18 protein-coding genes are annotated in these 13769 nt (G+C 64.1%); 7 read left to right on the top strand and 11 right to left on the bottom strand.

Annotated elements, in window-relative coordinates; genetic code table 11:
* The first annotated feature begins 98 nt into the window (after window positions 1–98).
* From CH274_RS10205 to CH274_RS10195, 3 genes are all read left to right on the top strand, one after another.
* Entirely contained in the window at window positions 99–515 is a 417-nt protein-coding gene (locus tag CH274_RS10205; protein ID WP_032396129.1) for a hypothetical protein, read from the top strand.
* Between the two features lie 388 nt (window positions 516–903).
* Window positions 904–1122 carry a hypothetical protein gene (locus CH274_RS10200; RefSeq protein ID WP_032396392.1) on the top strand — a complete coding sequence of 73 codons (219 nt, stop codon included), beginning with the start codon at window positions 904–906 and terminating at the stop codon, window positions 1120–1122.
* A 97-nt stretch (window positions 1123–1219) separates the two neighbouring features.
* On the top strand, window positions 1220–2329 hold the full coding sequence (locus CH274_RS10195; RefSeq protein ID WP_094657346.1) for a GGDEF domain-containing protein: 1110 nt from the start codon (window positions 1220–1222) through the stop codon (window positions 2327–2329).
* A 63-nt stretch (window positions 2330–2392) separates the two neighbouring features.
* Here the strand turns inward: CH274_RS10195 and CH274_RS10190 are convergent, their stop codons facing one another.
* Together CH274_RS10190 and praA are read right to left on the bottom strand one after the other, a co-directional pair.
* On the bottom strand, window positions 2393–3109 hold the full coding sequence (locus CH274_RS10190; RefSeq protein ID WP_032396128.1) for a hypothetical protein: 717 nt from the start codon (window positions 3107–3109) through the stop codon (window positions 2393–2395).
* Window positions 3110–3158: 49 nt separating this feature from the next.
* Window positions 3159–3668, bottom strand: a complete 510-nt coding sequence (gene praA / locus CH274_RS10185) for an alkane oxidation protein activator PraA (protein ID WP_032396127.1) — start codon at window positions 3666–3668, stop codon at window positions 3159–3161.
* Between the two features lie 443 nt (window positions 3669–4111).
* On the opposite strand from praA, the gene CH274_RS10180 reads away from it, so the two are divergent.
* On the top strand, window positions 4112–5326 hold the full coding sequence (locus CH274_RS10180) for an EAL domain-containing protein (RefSeq protein ID WP_094657345.1): 1215 nt from the start codon (window positions 4112–4114) through the stop codon (window positions 5324–5326).
* Between the two features lie 143 nt (window positions 5327–5469).
* Here CH274_RS10180 and CH274_RS10175 read toward each other — a convergent pair whose 3' ends face one another.
* The 8 genes from CH274_RS10175 to CH274_RS10145 all read right to left on the bottom strand — a co-directional run bounded on the left by CH274_RS10175 (window position 5470) and on the right by CH274_RS10145 (window position 10385).
* Window positions 5470–5688 carry an ANTAR domain-containing protein gene (locus tag CH274_RS10175; RefSeq protein WP_045196967.1) on the bottom strand — a complete coding sequence of 73 codons (219 nt, stop codon included), beginning with the start codon at window positions 5686–5688 and terminating at the stop codon, window positions 5470–5472.
* Window positions 5689–5808: 120 nt separating this feature from the next.
* Window positions 5809–6117 carry a WhiB family transcriptional regulator gene (locus CH274_RS10170; protein WP_094630240.1) on the bottom strand — a complete coding sequence of 103 codons (309 nt, stop codon included), beginning with the start codon at window positions 6115–6117 and terminating at the stop codon, window positions 5809–5811.
* 106 nt (window positions 6118–6223) lie between these two features.
* The gene (locus tag CH274_RS10165) at window positions 6224–7351 is read right to left on the bottom strand and encodes a cation:proton antiporter (protein ID WP_094657344.1); all 1128 of its coding nucleotides are present in this window, start codon (window positions 7349–7351) and stop codon (window positions 6224–6226) included.
* Window positions 7352–7366: 15 nt separating this feature from the next.
* The gene (locus CH274_RS10160) at window positions 7367–7567 is read right to left on the bottom strand and encodes a hypothetical protein (RefSeq protein ID WP_094630242.1); all 201 of its coding nucleotides are present in this window, start codon (window positions 7565–7567) and stop codon (window positions 7367–7369) included.
* Window positions 7568–7731: 164 nt separating this feature from the next.
* Window positions 7732–8328, bottom strand: coding sequence for an Rv1733c family protein (locus CH274_RS10155; RefSeq protein ID WP_094684282.1), 597 nt, complete (start codon window positions 8326–8328; stop codon window positions 7732–7734).
* Window positions 8329–8446: 118 nt separating this feature from the next.
* The gene (locus CH274_RS10150) at window positions 8447–9331 is read right to left on the bottom strand and encodes a universal stress protein (RefSeq protein ID WP_094657342.1); all 885 of its coding nucleotides are present in this window, start codon (window positions 9329–9331) and stop codon (window positions 8447–8449) included.
* A complete protein-coding gene (locus tag CH274_RS29150) occupies window positions 9325–9483 on the bottom strand; it encodes a hypothetical protein (RefSeq protein ID WP_176459108.1) in 159 nt (52 codons plus the stop codon). Before CH274_RS29150 ends, CH274_RS10150 begins: the two co-directional genes overlap by 7 nt.
* Before the next feature lie 128 nt (window positions 9484–9611).
* A complete protein-coding gene (locus tag CH274_RS10145) occupies window positions 9612–10385 on the bottom strand; it encodes a sulfite exporter TauE/SafE family protein (protein ID WP_094630245.1) in 774 nt (257 codons plus the stop codon).
* Between the two features lie 129 nt (window positions 10386–10514).
* Here CH274_RS10145 and CH274_RS10140 point away from each other — a divergent pair, with 129 nt between their 5' ends.
* From CH274_RS10140 to CH274_RS10130, 3 genes are all read left to right on the top strand, one after another.
* A complete protein-coding gene (locus tag CH274_RS10140; protein WP_094657341.1) occupies window positions 10515–11894 on the top strand; it encodes a rhodanese-like domain-containing protein in 1380 nt (459 codons plus the stop codon).
* Window positions 11895–12175: 281 nt separating this feature from the next.
* Entirely contained in the window at window positions 12176–12607 is a 432-nt protein-coding gene (locus tag CH274_RS10135) for a hypothetical protein (RefSeq protein ID WP_141214667.1), read from the top strand.
* Window positions 12604–13104, top strand: a complete 501-nt coding sequence (locus tag CH274_RS10130; protein ID WP_179275692.1) for a flavodoxin domain-containing protein — start codon at window positions 12604–12606, stop codon at window positions 13102–13104. Before CH274_RS10135 ends, CH274_RS10130 begins: the two co-directional genes overlap by 4 nt.
* Here the strand turns inward: CH274_RS10130 and CH274_RS10125 are convergent.
* Window positions 13079–13537 carry a DUF1003 domain-containing protein gene (locus CH274_RS10125; RefSeq protein WP_094630249.1) on the bottom strand — a complete coding sequence of 153 codons (459 nt, stop codon included), beginning with the start codon at window positions 13535–13537 and terminating at the stop codon, window positions 13079–13081. The two genes, CH274_RS10130 and CH274_RS10125, sit on opposite strands and share 26 nt — an antisense overlap.
* Window positions 13538–13769: the final 232 nt, after the last annotated feature.

Genomic DNA, 13769 nt, shown 5'->3' with positions numbered 1-13769 from the left:
CAGTCGTCGTGCCGGATGTCGGATGAGCTGCTAAATTCGCCCGATATGCACCGAATGTCGGGGAGGTATTCGGTGGAATCGTAGAAAGCTGGCAGTGGATGATCACACGTCGTCAAGACGCGTGCATCGAAATCTCGTCGACGATGGCCGTTGCGGATCTCGCCCGAACGGTCGTCGACACCGCCGAACGTGGCTTCGGTCGATGGGGTATCGAGTATCTGGGACCGGACGGCACCCGCCTCTGGTTCGGAGTGCACCGTCTCGGATTGGGGAGAAAACGCGAAACGGTGATGCGGTTCATCGTCACCGTCGACGCCGATTTCGATGGCGCACAAGCCCGTTCGCAGATCGAGCAGTTCGTCTGCAACCCGGCATCGGGCACATTCGTGCCCATCGGCCCGCGACAACTGCGGGGGTACCCGACCTATCTCGCGTATCTGCGCGCGATACGGACCGCGGTACTCGATGCGGATCCGGGCGCGCACGTGACGATGGTGCCCGAAGTGCGGACCTGACCGTTCGTGAAGCGGCGACCGACGCGGAATCCAGTCGACGATGAACGCCGAGGTGCGTGATCAGAGGCGGCCCTGTTGGATCGCAACGACGACGAGAGCGATCATCGCAATCGTGAGGATTGCTAAGAGCGCCATATGAATTGGATCGGTCGAACCCGGCGGTCGAACCTCGTTCGGACCCCTTTTCTGGAGCATGTCACAGACTGTAGGTCACATTCTCGGATTGTGCACAGGATGAGTGGTACAAAGCGAGGTCCCGTCGCAATTGGTTCGCACATGTGTTCGACAAAGAGTAGAGTCGAGATCGGCGGAGCCGGGAGGGAAGCCCGGCTCCGCCGCCCGAATGTGGACGGTCCGTAGAAGGCCCAGTGAAGTGGACGGTGATCCGATGGACGACGTACTGCGCAAGGTCGAGGAACTGAAGGCGTTGGTCGTCGAGCTCGAGGCCCTGGATCGACAACGCGTCGGGCTGGGGGATCGACTGGTGGATCTGGAGCACTTCTTTCGCCGAGCCGGATGCCCCGAACTGTCTCAGCAGGCCCTCGATGCGTTCGTGGTGACCTACGCAGGTCGCGTGTTCGAATTGGCCGACGGCATGCGCGGATAAGGCCGTGTGAGCAAGTTCCCGACTTCTCGGACCGGGTGGTTTCGTCTGTGGTTGACTTGTTCATCCTCGTCGGGACACTAGGAAAGCTGCTCGATCTGTGAACAGTCTTCGCCAATGGTGGTCGCTTCCGGTCGACTACGGGTGGAACGTTGCGTACGCACGGTCCCAACAAGCACTGCACGTCACCAGAATTCTCATCGGAATCTTCTGCTGGTTCTACGCGGCCGGTGCGGCGATCGCCCTGACCATCCCGGGTCTCGGAGACAGCGGTGCTGCGCGATGGGCACTGTGGTTCACCGTCGCGACGACGCTGCCCCTCGGGTTGGCCTGGCTGATCGGAGGCTGGCCGTCCTGGCCGATGTCGGTCGCCTTCGTGCTCTACGCCGACATCGTGCTCGCCGCAGTTCTTCTGACCGTCGACAAGCCGTCCGAGATGTTGCCGATGGCTGCGCTGTTCACCGTGATGGGCAGTTACGTCGTGGGCTTTCACGGCCCCAAGCTGTTCACCGCTCACCACCTCTTCGCGTTCGTCACCGTCGCCGCGCTCTACACCTCGGCCATGGTGAACGACCCCGAACGTCGATTGCAGACCAATCTCTATCTCGTGATGCTGATCCTGGTGATGTTCTCGGCACCGCTGATCTGCCATTCCTTCCTGATGCTGCTGCGCCGCGACGCCACCGGCGCGTTCTACGACCCGCTCACCGGAATGCAGAACCGACGGGGCTTCGACGCGGCGATCGGCAACCTCGACCTTCGTTCCGGTGCGGATGCGGAACTGGCCGCCGTGGTGATCGACATCGACAACTTCAAAGCAGTGAACGATCGATTCGGTCACGAGCACGGAGACACCGTCATTCGTCTGGCCGCGAGCCGAATCCTCGAACTCTTCCCGACACCGGCAGTGACGGTGCGACTCGGCGGCGAAGAATTCGCGATCGTGTGCCTCGCCGAAGTCGACACGGTGATCGACAGATCCGAGGAATTGCGCAGCCGTTTGAGCGAGTCGACCGACCGTTCCCCGCTCACGGCGTCGATAGGCGTCGCGCATGCGATTGTCGACGCGCGGGGTGTCGCGGAGGACGTCGATGTGTTGATCAGCCGGGCCGATCGAGCCATGTACCGGGCCAAACGGATCGGTGGCAACCGCGTCGCGGTGTACGACGACGGGGAGCCGTCCGTCCATCCGGTCGACGAACGGCACTGAACGACGGCGTCGACCGAGTTCCGCGATGGAACCGGTCGACGCCGCCGATCGAGGTGTGAACCGCTACGCCACCTCTGCCGCAATCGCGGACCGGGTGCCGACATCGAAGACCGGATCGGTCAGATGCACGTCGAGAGTGTTGCCGGGACCGGCGATGATCGCATTCAGCACCGACGTGAACGCGCCACAGTTCTGGAACTGCGGAATCGTGTACGTCCCCTTGACGTGTGCATCGGCCTGATTGTTCTGGATCAGGTCGATGGCATCGAGCGAACCGGACAGGTTGGCGGTGGTCTCGGCGGTGACGCAGTTGCTACCCGCCGGGATCAGGTCGACCGCGGCAGATCCGGCCGACCCGGTGTCGATGCCCAACGGCTTCACCGAATCGATGCGAATCTTGAAGCTCTGCGCGACGTCGAGATCCAACGTCGGTGCCTCGTCCGGTCCGCCGCGGACGATGGTGCCGGACACCGGGGTCGCGTCGACGATCGAGATCGTGAAGTTCGCCAGCGTCGCGGGACCGAGTTTCAGATCGGCCGATGCCTGCGGCAATTCGAGCGACCCGGTCACCGTGCCACCGACCAGATCGACGTCCGTGGCGAGATCGGTGGTGGGAAACACCACCGGTTGGCCGGTCTTGGCGATGACCGTCGTCGTATCTGCCTGAAACGTGATGGGAAGGGTGTCGGCGGCATTGGCCGGGGCGGCGACGAGCGTGCCCAGGGCGATGCTCGATGCCAATGCCGTCATGGTGACGACAGTCTTGTTGCGGATCTTCACGTGTTCTCCTTCTCGGGAACGGTCGATGTGGAACGAGGTAGGACGGGAATCAGGACAGGGTGAAGGCCGGGTCGGGCTGGACCGACAGGCTGTTGACGGTGCAGTTGCCGGACATCGGCTGGTTCGTCGCGGTGAGCGTGTTCGTCATGTTGTCGAAGGACCCGGCCAACGTGGCGGGCCCGCAGTTGTATCCGACCAGCGAGAAGGCCACGTTGGACACCTCCCCGGTGGTGGCGCTGGTGGGAGTGAGGGTCCAGGGCAGGTTCTTCAGCTGGGGCAGGCCACACAGTCGGTTGGAGCCGCTGATCTGGGCATCGGTGATCGTCGCCGACGAGCCGTCTGCGCTGGTGGTGCCGCTCAGGTTGATGGAGCAGCTCACCGGCAGACCGAACGACGCCGGAGTGCTCACGACGATCGTGCCGGGTGCGGTGAACGCGGTACCAGCAGGGGAAATGGTGGCGGCACCGGCGCTGGCGGCACCGACTGTCGCACCGGTGATGGCAAGAGCGGCGACTGCGGTGACGAGTGTGCGAGAGCGGGTCGGCGGGTTGAGCGTCATCGATCGATCCTCCAGTCCAAGACGGATCCGGACCCGGTCGTGGCATCCGGTGGCACCGTTGATTCGGCAGCCGGGAGGGACGTTAGGTTGACGAAACATATGTCGGAAATGGTTTGTTTCAACTCTGTGAGAAGTCACAATCCGGTCGGTATGTTTGTTGTACGCAGTAGTAACTGAATCCGGCTGCTACCCGGAAAGTTCAGCGCAACACCGGCATTCGTCCCATTTTCGCGCGTCGGCCGGGCCTGGCGATCCTCCGACCTTCACCCCGTCTGGCGTTATCTTTCCGTTATGCAAAGTTATCAAAACGAGACAGTCGTGACCGTCTCGGTGACATCTCCATCGTCGAGCATGGTCGGAGCGAAAGAAAACACCTCGACCAGGTTTGGAATTACAGTTCACCCCCGCGTGACGGGGGTCGTTTTTTCGTGTCAAACTGAGATGTGACGTTCGCGCTGGCCGAAGCAGGATCTGCAGTCGACACGGACACGGGAGAGTTGACGGTGCAGCCGTATTTCGCCCCGGTCTGTCGGCTGGACAACGGTGCGCTCGCAGCCATCGAAGTGCAGCTGCGCGGCCCGGAGAACGGTCCCCTCGCATCGGCAGATGCGCTCAAGCGCGCAGCCAGGGCCATGGACGCCAAGCGCGAGCTCGACGCGCTCGCGTGGGGTGTGGCCCGGCTCAACCAATCGGTGCGACTGCCGATGCTCGTGTCCATGGACGTCGACTCGCTCGCTGCCCTGGATGCAGCCACCGAAGAACAGTTGCGCCGCGACATCGTGGTCGTCACCGAGGCTGCTCTCGTCGACAGCCCGGCGCGCACTCTCGCCGCAATCGACAAAGCTCGACGCGAAGGCAAAGTGGTGGCCGTCGACGACGTCGGTCGCCGGCCGCAGTCGATGACCCTGCTCCCTCTCATCGAGCCGGACGTGATCATCCTCGCCGAATCGATGGTCTCCCGCCGCCCGGATCTGTCGACTGCGCGTACCGCTCACGCCGTCTCGGCTCAGGTCGAACGAACCGGAGCCGTGGTCGTGGCGAGCGGGGTCGACAGTGCGCTGCATCGGACCCGCGCACTCGGACTCGGTGCCACCTACGGGGTGGGAGAGCTGTATCCGGCCGCGCAATCGACGGAAGAGCTACCTTCCGACGCGGCCGAGGTCATGCCTTCGTTCCCGACCTGGAGCACACCAACCGTCGCCGCCGAATCGCCGTACGGCATTGCCTCCGCAGGCAAGACGGCAACGCGCAGCACCAAGCGACTGCTGGTGGCGATGAGCACCTCGCTCGAGATGCAGGCCGCGGCTGCTGGGCCGGAGACATTGGTACTCGGCACTTTTCAGCGAGCCGAACACTTCACCCCGACAACCCGCAGCCGCTGGGTGTCGATGACCGAGCAGATCTCCTACGCCGGCGTCTACGGCGTAGGCATGGGATACGTGCAAGAGGGCGGCATCGTGCATGCGCCCCTCGACCCGATGGATCCGCTCGTCGAGGAGTGGAACGTCGTGGTTCTCGGCCCGCACTTCTGCGGTGTGCTGGCAGCAATCGACCTACATCGCGGTGAGGTGGACGCCGACCGTCAGTTCGATTACGTGATGTCCTACGACCGCGCGACCGTAGTTCGTTGTGCCCGAGCAATTCTGGCGCGCTTCTGAGCACTTCTACCGAGCTCCCGACCGGCTATGTTTCGGGTGGCCGCGTCAGGGCATACGGCACACAAGCGATTGTGTAGTCCGGACTACTCCATCGCCTAGGCCTCGCACGTTGAAAACACAGCGTGCGAGGCCATCTTCTTTCTTCACCGGGCTGTGGCCCACCGAATATGGTCGAGTGCCACTTCGCGCAGCTTGCGATTGGAGCGCTGAGACTGCTCGATGAGCATGTCGAACGCAGCCTCCGGGCCGATGCGATGCATGGCCATCAGGATGCCCTTGGCCTGTTCGATGGGTGCGCGCTTGTCGAGAGCCTTCTGCACATCACTCGGCTCGCCGACGTGAGAAGACTCCCCTGCATCCATGCGCACTATTGTCACCCGAGTTGGAACGCCGCAGGTCAGACACTGGATGACGCGCCGAAAACGCGTCGAAGAGAGTTGTCGCCGTGACCTTGTTCGTAGCGTTCCGTTACCGCGCCGTGATCAGGCTGCAGGGTTGGAAAGTGGCCGCCCGATGAGGAATTCGAGCGTCCGGTACGCGTCGGTACGCCGACCGTTGCTCGCGTTGTCGTGATACGCGGCACCGGCGACGACCACTCCCACCGGAATGCGACCCGACTCGATGTCGCGAGCCGTCTGCTCGGCGCACTCACGCAGCACCGGGCAGTCAGCGCACAGACGCCACGCCCGCTCTGCTCGCTTACGTCCGTGGCGGGGAAGTTGCTGCGAGTCGTATGCATCCATGTCGTCGATGCACGCACCCTTGAGGCGCCAGACCTGGTCATCCGTCATCGTCGTGATCCGTTTCGCGTCGTGCCGATCGTTCCACGACCTCTGTTCCCCGTCCTGATCAACTCGAAACACCCAAATGCCTTGCGCCGCCGCAGGCCCGCCGGGGTCAGGCCGGACGACGAGCGGCGACCCGCGATGCGGCGGCCGCCGCCGCGATGGTCATCAGTGCACCGAGCACGATGGCAGGGCCCTCCCCGGGAGCCAGCACGCCGCTCTGCGTGCCGAGTGTCACGGCCGAGACCGGAACTCCCATCTGGGCTGCCGCGAGTATCCCGAGCCCGGCGGGCTGGCCCGTCAGACGCATCGCACCGTGCGCGGCGATGGCTCCCAATCCCAACACGAGCCCCAGCGCGATCATGTTCGGGTGACTGCCGAGGGCGCGCAGATCGAGGGATGCACCGAGCCAGACGAAATACAGTGGCCCCAGAAAACCTTCGGTGATGGCAAACAGTTGTTTCGCAAGTCGTCGCGGTTCTCCGATGGCAGCGACGGCCAGCCCGAAGCCGAAGCCGGCCAGCATCACCGATGCGTGGGTGTGGACCGCGAGGGCCGCGAGGCCGAACAGCAGAATCAGGTTGAGGCGCAGTTCGAGCGCGAGTTTGCGTTGGGCAGAGACATGATGCACGCGACGGCGCAGTCCCGAGGCGTCGAAGTGGCGCAGGACGACAAAGATCACGGCGGCGGCGATCAGGACCGTCGCCGATCCGAGTGCGGCGGGACCGGCCTGCCGTGGATCGATCACGAGAGGCAGCGCGACGATACAGACCGCGTCCGCCAGCGCGATCTGCGGCAGGAGGGCCATCAGACCGGGTGCGGTCATCGTGGTGGACTCGACGATCGGCATGATGACAGCGGCCGAGGACGATGCCATCAACACCGCGTACAGGCCGAGGTGAGGTGGATCGAACGCGGCGGAGACGGCCCAGCCGAGCACGGTTGCCAGCAGCCCGACGGTCACCGCCCGCGCAGTACCGACCCCGAGACCGATGCGCAGTCGCGGGTCGCGAATCGGTATCTGACTGCCGGCCACGAACATGACGAGCGCAAACCCCACCTGTGCCAGGAAGCTCAGCGTCTGCTCGCTGGGGTCGACGATGCCGAAGCCTGTGTGGCCGAGAGCAATTCCGGCGACGAGTTCGCCGACGACGACGGGTATCCGAAGCCCGCGCGGAAGCGCCAGCAGTGGGCCGAGCAATCCCACTGCGGCACACAGGGCGAGCGTCTCGAAGGTCATACGCCCGCTCCGACCTCAAGCAGAGTTCAGAAGGGGTCGTCGACTCGACGGCAGCGCCGACGCCACGAGGTCGCGAGGGTGCAGCGCGCCCTGCTCGTCCATCATCACCTGTATTCGAAGATCGACCACGCGTAATTGTGCAGCCAACGGGCTGCACATGAGCGCACGCTCGTAGTCCGCACTCGCGGAACAGAATTCGGTGCCGGTACCGATCATGTCATCGCCTCCTCGAACGTGGGAGCTTCGTGTCGACGAGTTCAAGGACGACGGTCCTGAGCGTACGACTACACACGCGATGTGCCATCGGCACAAAGGCCTTTTTTTCGAGGACGCTCGGCCCTCCTCGTGGTGACCGGCCGCGTCGCCGGGCTTCGACGGCGCTACCGCGAGCGATGGTCGCGGGCCTGTAGAAAGTGTTGCCAATCTCTGTCCCACTGCCGCATTCGTGAACGTTCGCCGGCTTTGGTGGTGAGATAGACCAGACCGCCGATGACGAGGGCACCGAGGAACCATACGAACACGGCCGTGGCAGCTCCGTTGACGACGGCACCGGCAGCAGTGTCGGGAGCGCGCACCAGATTCCCGTCCGCATCACGCCAGATCGGAGTCGTGTCACCGACTCGCAATGCCGACGGTACGTCGGTTGCCCCGGAGCGCAGCGAGCCGTCCGGCGCGCTCCACTGCACGGTCGCGGTACCGGCCACGGTCGTCACGCCGTCGGTATCGGACCGAGCGGATTTCGTGGCGTCGATGACACGGGCGTCGACTCGAACATATTCTGCGCGTTGCTGTTGCGAGCGCAGCGACAGGTCGCTGTAGGTCACCGAACCGATCGTCGCTGCCACAGGGATGAGCAACAGAAGCACCGCGATCCCGACGGCGACTGCCGCTCGTTCGATCCTGCCCGGCAGCCGCATCAGTGGATTGGAAATCCATGGACTGTGTCGCCACGATCGGTGCGCGAGTTTCGAGAACATGGTCGCCACCTACTCCCACCCGAAGTGCATTCGTCTCCTACGAGTGTCCGGCGTCGAGCAGTGGATCCGTAAGGGCACAAGGTCCCGATGAGGCGGGGGTCGTCGGCTGATCGAGGGCTCAACGCACCACGAGAATCGGACAGCACGATGCGTGCACGAGAGACTGTCCGACCGACCCGGTACGCGGACCCGTCCGTGGTCCGTGGGTGCGGCTGCCGATCACGAGAAGGTGTGCGGTAGCCGATGCGCGTCGTAGCTCGTGCTGCGCCGATGCGTCGAGCAGGTGCAGATGCACGTCTACGGTGGAATGCGCGGACGCAGCAGCATCGACGCGACCTTCCAGCCACTCCAGCCCTCGGATCTGTTGCAGCTCGATGTCGTTCGTGACGGGCCTACTGTGGGGCGATCCGACGTGCAGCGCGGTGAGGGGGACTTCGAGCGCATCGGCGAACCAGAAGGCCGCCTCGATCGCCCGGGTGCAGGAGTCCGAGTGATCCACGCCGACGACAACCGGAGAGGTCGGCGTGAGGTCTGCGTGCTGGGGGCGCCACACCAGGACGGGGCACGTCGATTCTGCAACGATACGAGTTGCGTTGCGGCCGAACAGCACATCGCGGATCGGACCCGATTCACGGCCTCCGATGACAATCAGGTCGGCGGTGTGCGACAGCGCGCCGAGAACGGGGGCGATCGGGTCGTCCGTCAGAATCGAATCGATTGCGATGCGGGGATCGAGACCGACGAGTTCACGGCGAGCCGATCGAAGAAGGCGTCGACCGTGCAGTCGCTCCAACGACCGGGTCGATTCGCGGGGTGTGAGTGCGTGCACGAGCCGAATGCGTGCCCCGGTGACCGAGGCCAGACCCGCTGCCCAGGACAGTGCGTCGTGGGACGTCGGGGTGCCGTCGAGCGCGACGACGATGTCACCCCAGTCTTTCTTCGCCCAGAAGCCGGGAGCGACCGGGGTTCGGGTGGGCTGGGGTCGCGGCTCCGCGCTCACCATGATCGCTCTGCCATGGGCGGCAGGGTGCGGCGAATCTCGGCCGCGACGACTGTGGGGGTCAGATCGGGGAACCTCGCGGCGAGCATCGAGGCAAGCGACGTCGATTCGTCGTTCACCAGCCGAGTGGTCGGTCCTGCGTCGGTGATGGTCATGAAGATCGGCTACCTCGCGGTCCCGGAGACGGAGTGCTCCTGCCTCGAGGGTGCCCGGCGCGGCTCGTGCGGTATAGGGCCTTTCGACCCACGGTTCCGGCCCGACATGGGGCCGGACAATAGCGAGATCAGCTCAGGAAGGCCGCGTCGACGACGACGTACCCGGCCACTGCGAACACCAGGTAGGCGAACAGGCGTTGCAGCCGTGCGGTATCGACCCGCATTCCGAAGTGCGCGGCCAGGAGGGAGCCGACAATTGCGGTGCCTGCGAACGCAAGGGTGATCGACCAGTCGATGGTCGTGCCGCTCAGATGTGAGAACAGACCGGCGACGGAGTTGGCGACGATGATGACCAACGAGGTGCCGACCGCGACCGACATCTCTATCCCGAGCATCAGTACCAGCACCGGAATGATGAGGAAGCCGCCTCCGACGCCGAACAGCCCGGTCATGAATCCGACAGCAAGGCCTGCCGGAATCGAACGTGGAGCGCAGTGTCTCCAGTTGATGCCCGATGCCGATGTCTTGCAGGCTGTTCCTGTATCTCCTCGCTCGGCGAGCATCCGGGCTCCTGCGGCAACCATCACGGCGGCGAAGCCGAGCAGCAGGATCCTCTCGGGAAGCAACCGGCCGAGTGCGCTGCCGGCGAAGGTCGCTGGAATGCCGGTCGCAGCGAACACCGCCGCCAGTCGCCATTCGACGCGGCGTGCTCGCAGCTTCGGTATCACTCCCACCGCCGAGGCGGTGCCGACGACGATCAGCGAGACGGGGATCGCTTCCTCCACGCCGAGGCCAAGGGCGAACACCAACACCGGGACCGCAAGAATGGATCCGCCTCCACCGAGTAGGCCGAGGAGAATTCCGATCACAGCGCCGAATCCGAGCGCCAGCCCCAATGTCATCGTGTGTTCACTCCAATCCTTGGTGCCACGGTATACCCCAGGGGGTACTTGACATACCCTAGGGGGTATTACACACTGTGTCTACCACCTCGCGAAACTCGCCCGGAGACGTCTCAGACGGAGGAATCCATGATCCTCGAGCAGTACTACCTCGAATGTCTTTCCCACGCTTCGTATCTGATCGGAGATCAGAGGACGGGGCGCGCGATCGTCGTCGATCCGCGTCGCGACATCGCGGAGTATCTCGACGACGCCGAGAAGTACGGACTCGTCATCGAAGGGGTCGTCAACACTCACTTCCACGCGGATTTCGTCTCGGGCCACCTCGAACTGGTCGACGCGACCGGTGCCTGGATCGGCTTCGGCGAGGCTGCCGAGACCGACTATCCGATCCGGCGACTGCGAGACGGGGAGCGGTTGTCCCTCGGCGACGTCGAACTCGAGATCCTGTCCACTCCCGGTCACACGTGGGAGTCGATCTCGGTGCTGGTTCGCGAGCATCCCGGGGCCACCCCTACGGCCGTGCTCACCGGTGACTCCCTCTTCATCGGCGATGTCGGACGACCGGACCTGGTGAATCTCGGGGACGGCTCGACCACGGACCTGGCCCGTGCGATGTATTCGACGATCCACGACAAGCTGCTGACGCTGCCCGACGACGTCGTCGTCATGCCCGCTCACGGTGCCGGCTCGTCGTGTGGAAAGAACCTCTCCACCGAGCTCACCTCCACCATCGGTGAGCAGCGCGCGAGCAACCCGTCGGTGCAGCCGATGACCGAAAACGCCTTCGTTGCGCTCGTCACCGACGGCCAACCGGCGGCACCGTCGTACTTCTCCGCCGACGCAGCCATGAACAAGCAGGTGCACCCACTGCTGTCTCCTGGCCGCATCATCCCTGCGCTGACACCCGAGGCCGTGAGGGCCGAGCTGGTTTCCGGCACACGAGTGCTCGACGCACGAAGTGTGGACGATTTCGCTGCCGGTCATCTGCGCGGATCGATCAACGTGGGGTTCGACGGTCGCTTCGCCGAGACCGGCGGCATGGTCGCGGAGGTCGGTGGTCGCATCGTGCTGATCGCCTATCCGGGCGAAGAGCAGGAGGCAGCACTGCGGTTGGCCCGAATCGGATCCGACAACGTGACCGGATACCTCGGAATCGGCAGTGACGGTGCGTTTCCAGCCGAGCTGGCGACATTGGTCGAGACGGCACCGCGCACCACGGTCGAGCAGCTCGATGTGATGCTCGCCGCGGACGAGGTGACGCTCATCGACATTCGCAACCCGGGTGAGCGCGACTTCGGCACGATACCGGGAGCGATCCCGATCCCGATGGCGCAGTTGCGAACTCGCCTCGACCAGGTGCCGACCGGTAAACCTATCGTGATGCACTGCGCCGGAGGATGGCGCTCGAGCGTGGCGGCGTCGCTGCTGCGCGCTCAGGGATTCGAGAACGTCTCGGATCTGCTGGGCGGTTACAACGCCTGGGCCGACGCCCACGTCCCGGCCTGACTTTCGACCGACTCGTACCAGGAGGATTCTCATGTGTTATCCCGTCACCTGCAAGAAATGCCACAAGACCGGCTGGGGCGGTTGCGGCAGACATGTCGACTCCGTCATGCGTACGGTTGCCGCAGCCGACCGCTGCGCCTGCAACGAGGATTCGAGCCCGCCCGTGAAGGAGCGTCGAAGCATGCGGTCGTGGTTCGGACGCTGAGACCTGATTCAGGTGGTCGAGCGGCAAGTACTTTGTGCTCTAGCGCAATTGATCTCTTGCCGCACAGACTGGAACGATGACATCGACAACGCGAGTGGCAACCGAGCGCAACCGGCGATCGCCGTGGCTCGGCGCAGTCTGCGGAGGGGTATCGATCAACGCGTTCGGTGCTGCGATCGGATTGGCCTCGGGTGCAATCGATCCGAGTTCCTACGTCGAGGCGAAAGTGTCTGTGACACTGACAGCACTGTCGCTGGTGTTGGTCGTCGGCGTTCCCATGGGGCTCGCTGCGGCGTCTGCCTTCGCAGGCGGCGGACGGTCGGGTCCGATGGCTCATATCGCCGGCGTGCTCCTGGTTGCCTGGATCATCGTGCACTCGGCGGTGACCGGTGAGACGAGTTGGCTGCTGGGATCGTTCGGAGTACTGGGGTTCGTCATTGCGGTCCACGGATGGCGGATGACGGTGGCGGCGGGCAAATCCGCATACCTCCTGTCGGACGAGACATGAAAATACTTGTCTCCACCGCAGGTCGGCATGGAGCGACCCACAGTCTGGGCCAGGAAATGGGTCGAGTCTTCGAGCACTGTGGTGTCGACGTCGATGTGCGGGCACCGGAATCCGTGGTCCGCGTGGACGGCTACGACGCTCTGGTCATCGGGAGCGCTGTCTACTCGGATCGCTGGGTTCCAGCCGCGAAGGCTCTGGTCGACAGGTTGTCGAGGTCCGAACATCCACCTGTGTGGCTGTTCTCCTGTGGGCCGCTGCACTCGAGCGACAGGCCGGTCAACGTCACTTCCGACGCGGCACACGCAGTATCACTGATGCATGCGACCGCACACCGAACGTTTCCCGGGAAGCTGGTGCCAGAGCGACTTTCGGCGGGGGAGCGTCAGATTTTCGAGAACTCCGGGGCAGTCGCAGGAGACTTCCGCGACCGGGTACTCGTGTGCAATTGGGCCCGAGAGATACTCGCGTGGCTCAATGCAGAGAAGCGTGGTTCGTGACCTGTTTCGCCGGTGATGTCTCTGCACTCGTGCGGTGCGCCGACGGACAGACGTGCGTGTGAATCTCGGCCGCCAGCTGCGCCACCGATTCCGTCAGGACGGTATTGGCCTCGATCATGTCCTGGAGTAGGGCGGTGTTCGAAAGTGTGTGTACGGCAACCTCACTGCTCACCGAGTCCGCGCGTTTCGCCGAGATCAGCAGAATCGCTCCCTGGAGTCCCGCGATCATCGACAGGAACAGGTTGAGCAGGATGAACGGGTACGGGTCGAATCCGTCGCTCTGGTTGTAGGCGGCCCACAGCGCCATGGTGCCCAGAAACAGGAACACGAACGGCCAGGAGCCCATCCCGTTTCGGACGTAGTCCGCCGCTCGCTCACCGGCGGTCAGGGCATCACCGGTCCGGACGCCCGGGTGTCTTCGCCACAGGTTCATCGCTCGCAGGTCTTCGATCGGGAGTGTGCAGCAGAATCCATGCTGCCGAGTGTGGTCCAACTCGTCGATGAGCGTCAGGGGCGAAATCCCCTGCTTCTCGGGCCTTTCTGCTCCCGAGCTGCCGGTTCGGTATACGTCCCCAACCGGCGGTGACTTCCGGCCCTACATGCCGAGTGCCGCAGCGCCGACCATCGACAGTGTGCATTGCTCGATGGTCGAGAACGGCACTGGT

This window comes from Rhodococcus sp. 06-418-5 (assembly GCF_002258285.1).
In the GTDB taxonomy this organism is placed as follows: Bacteria; Actinomycetota; Actinomycetes; order Mycobacteriales; family Mycobacteriaceae; genus Rhodococcoides.
Note: the sequence above shows the minus strand (reverse complement) of the source record. Positions and strands in the feature narration are given on the sequence as shown.

Excerpts from the sequence above, each read along its gene's own strand:
- CH274_RS10205 (WP_032396129.1), top strand. The coding sequence starts at position 99 with ATGATCACACGTCGTCAAGACGCGTGCATCGAAATCTCGTCGACGATG.
- CH274_RS10135 (WP_141214667.1), top strand. The coding sequence starts at position 12,176 with ATGACATCGACAACGCGAGTGGCAACCGAGCGCAACCGGCGATCGCCG.
- CH274_RS10155 (WP_094684282.1), bottom strand. The coding sequence starts at position 8,328 with ATGTTCTCGAAACTCGCGCACCGATCGTGGCGACACAGTCCATGGATT.
- CH274_RS10125 (WP_094630249.1), bottom strand. The coding sequence starts at position 13,537 with ATGAACCTGTGGCGAAGACACCCGGGCGTCCGGACCGGTGATGCCCTG.
- CH274_RS10130 (WP_179275692.1), top strand. The coding sequence starts at position 12,604 with ATGAAAATACTTGTCTCCACCGCAGGTCGGCATGGAGCGACCCACAGT.
- CH274_RS10160 (WP_094630242.1), bottom strand. The coding sequence starts at position 7,567 with ATGATCGGTACCGGCACCGAATTCTGTTCCGCGAGTGCGGACTACGAG.
- CH274_RS10175 (WP_045196967.1), bottom strand. The coding sequence starts at position 5,688 with ATGGATGCAGGGGAGTCTTCTCACGTCGGCGAGCCGAGTGATGTGCAG.
- CH274_RS10150 (WP_094657342.1), bottom strand. The coding sequence starts at position 9,331 with ATGGTGAGCGCGGAGCCGCGACCCCAGCCCACCCGAACCCCGGTCGCT.
- CH274_RS10170 (WP_094630240.1), bottom strand. The coding sequence starts at position 6,117 with ATGACGGATGACCAGGTCTGGCGCCTCAAGGGTGCGTGCATCGACGAC.
- CH274_RS10145 (WP_094630245.1), bottom strand. The coding sequence starts at position 10,385 with ATGACATTGGGGCTGGCGCTCGGATTCGGCGCTGTGATCGGAATTCTC.
- CH274_RS10140 (WP_094657341.1), top strand. The coding sequence starts at position 10,515 with ATGATCCTCGAGCAGTACTACCTCGAATGTCTTTCCCACGCTTCGTAT.
- praA (WP_032396127.1), bottom strand. The coding sequence starts at position 3,668 with ATGACGCTCAACCCGCCGACCCGCTCTCGCACACTCGTCACCGCAGTC.
- CH274_RS10165 (WP_094657344.1), bottom strand. The coding sequence starts at position 7,351 with ATGACCTTCGAGACGCTCGCCCTGTGTGCCGCAGTGGGATTGCTCGGC.
- CH274_RS29150 (WP_176459108.1), bottom strand. The coding sequence starts at position 9,483 with ATGACCATCACCGACGCAGGACCGACCACTCGGCTGGTGAACGACGAA.
- CH274_RS10200 (WP_032396392.1), top strand. The coding sequence starts at position 904 with ATGGACGACGTACTGCGCAAGGTCGAGGAACTGAAGGCGTTGGTCGTC.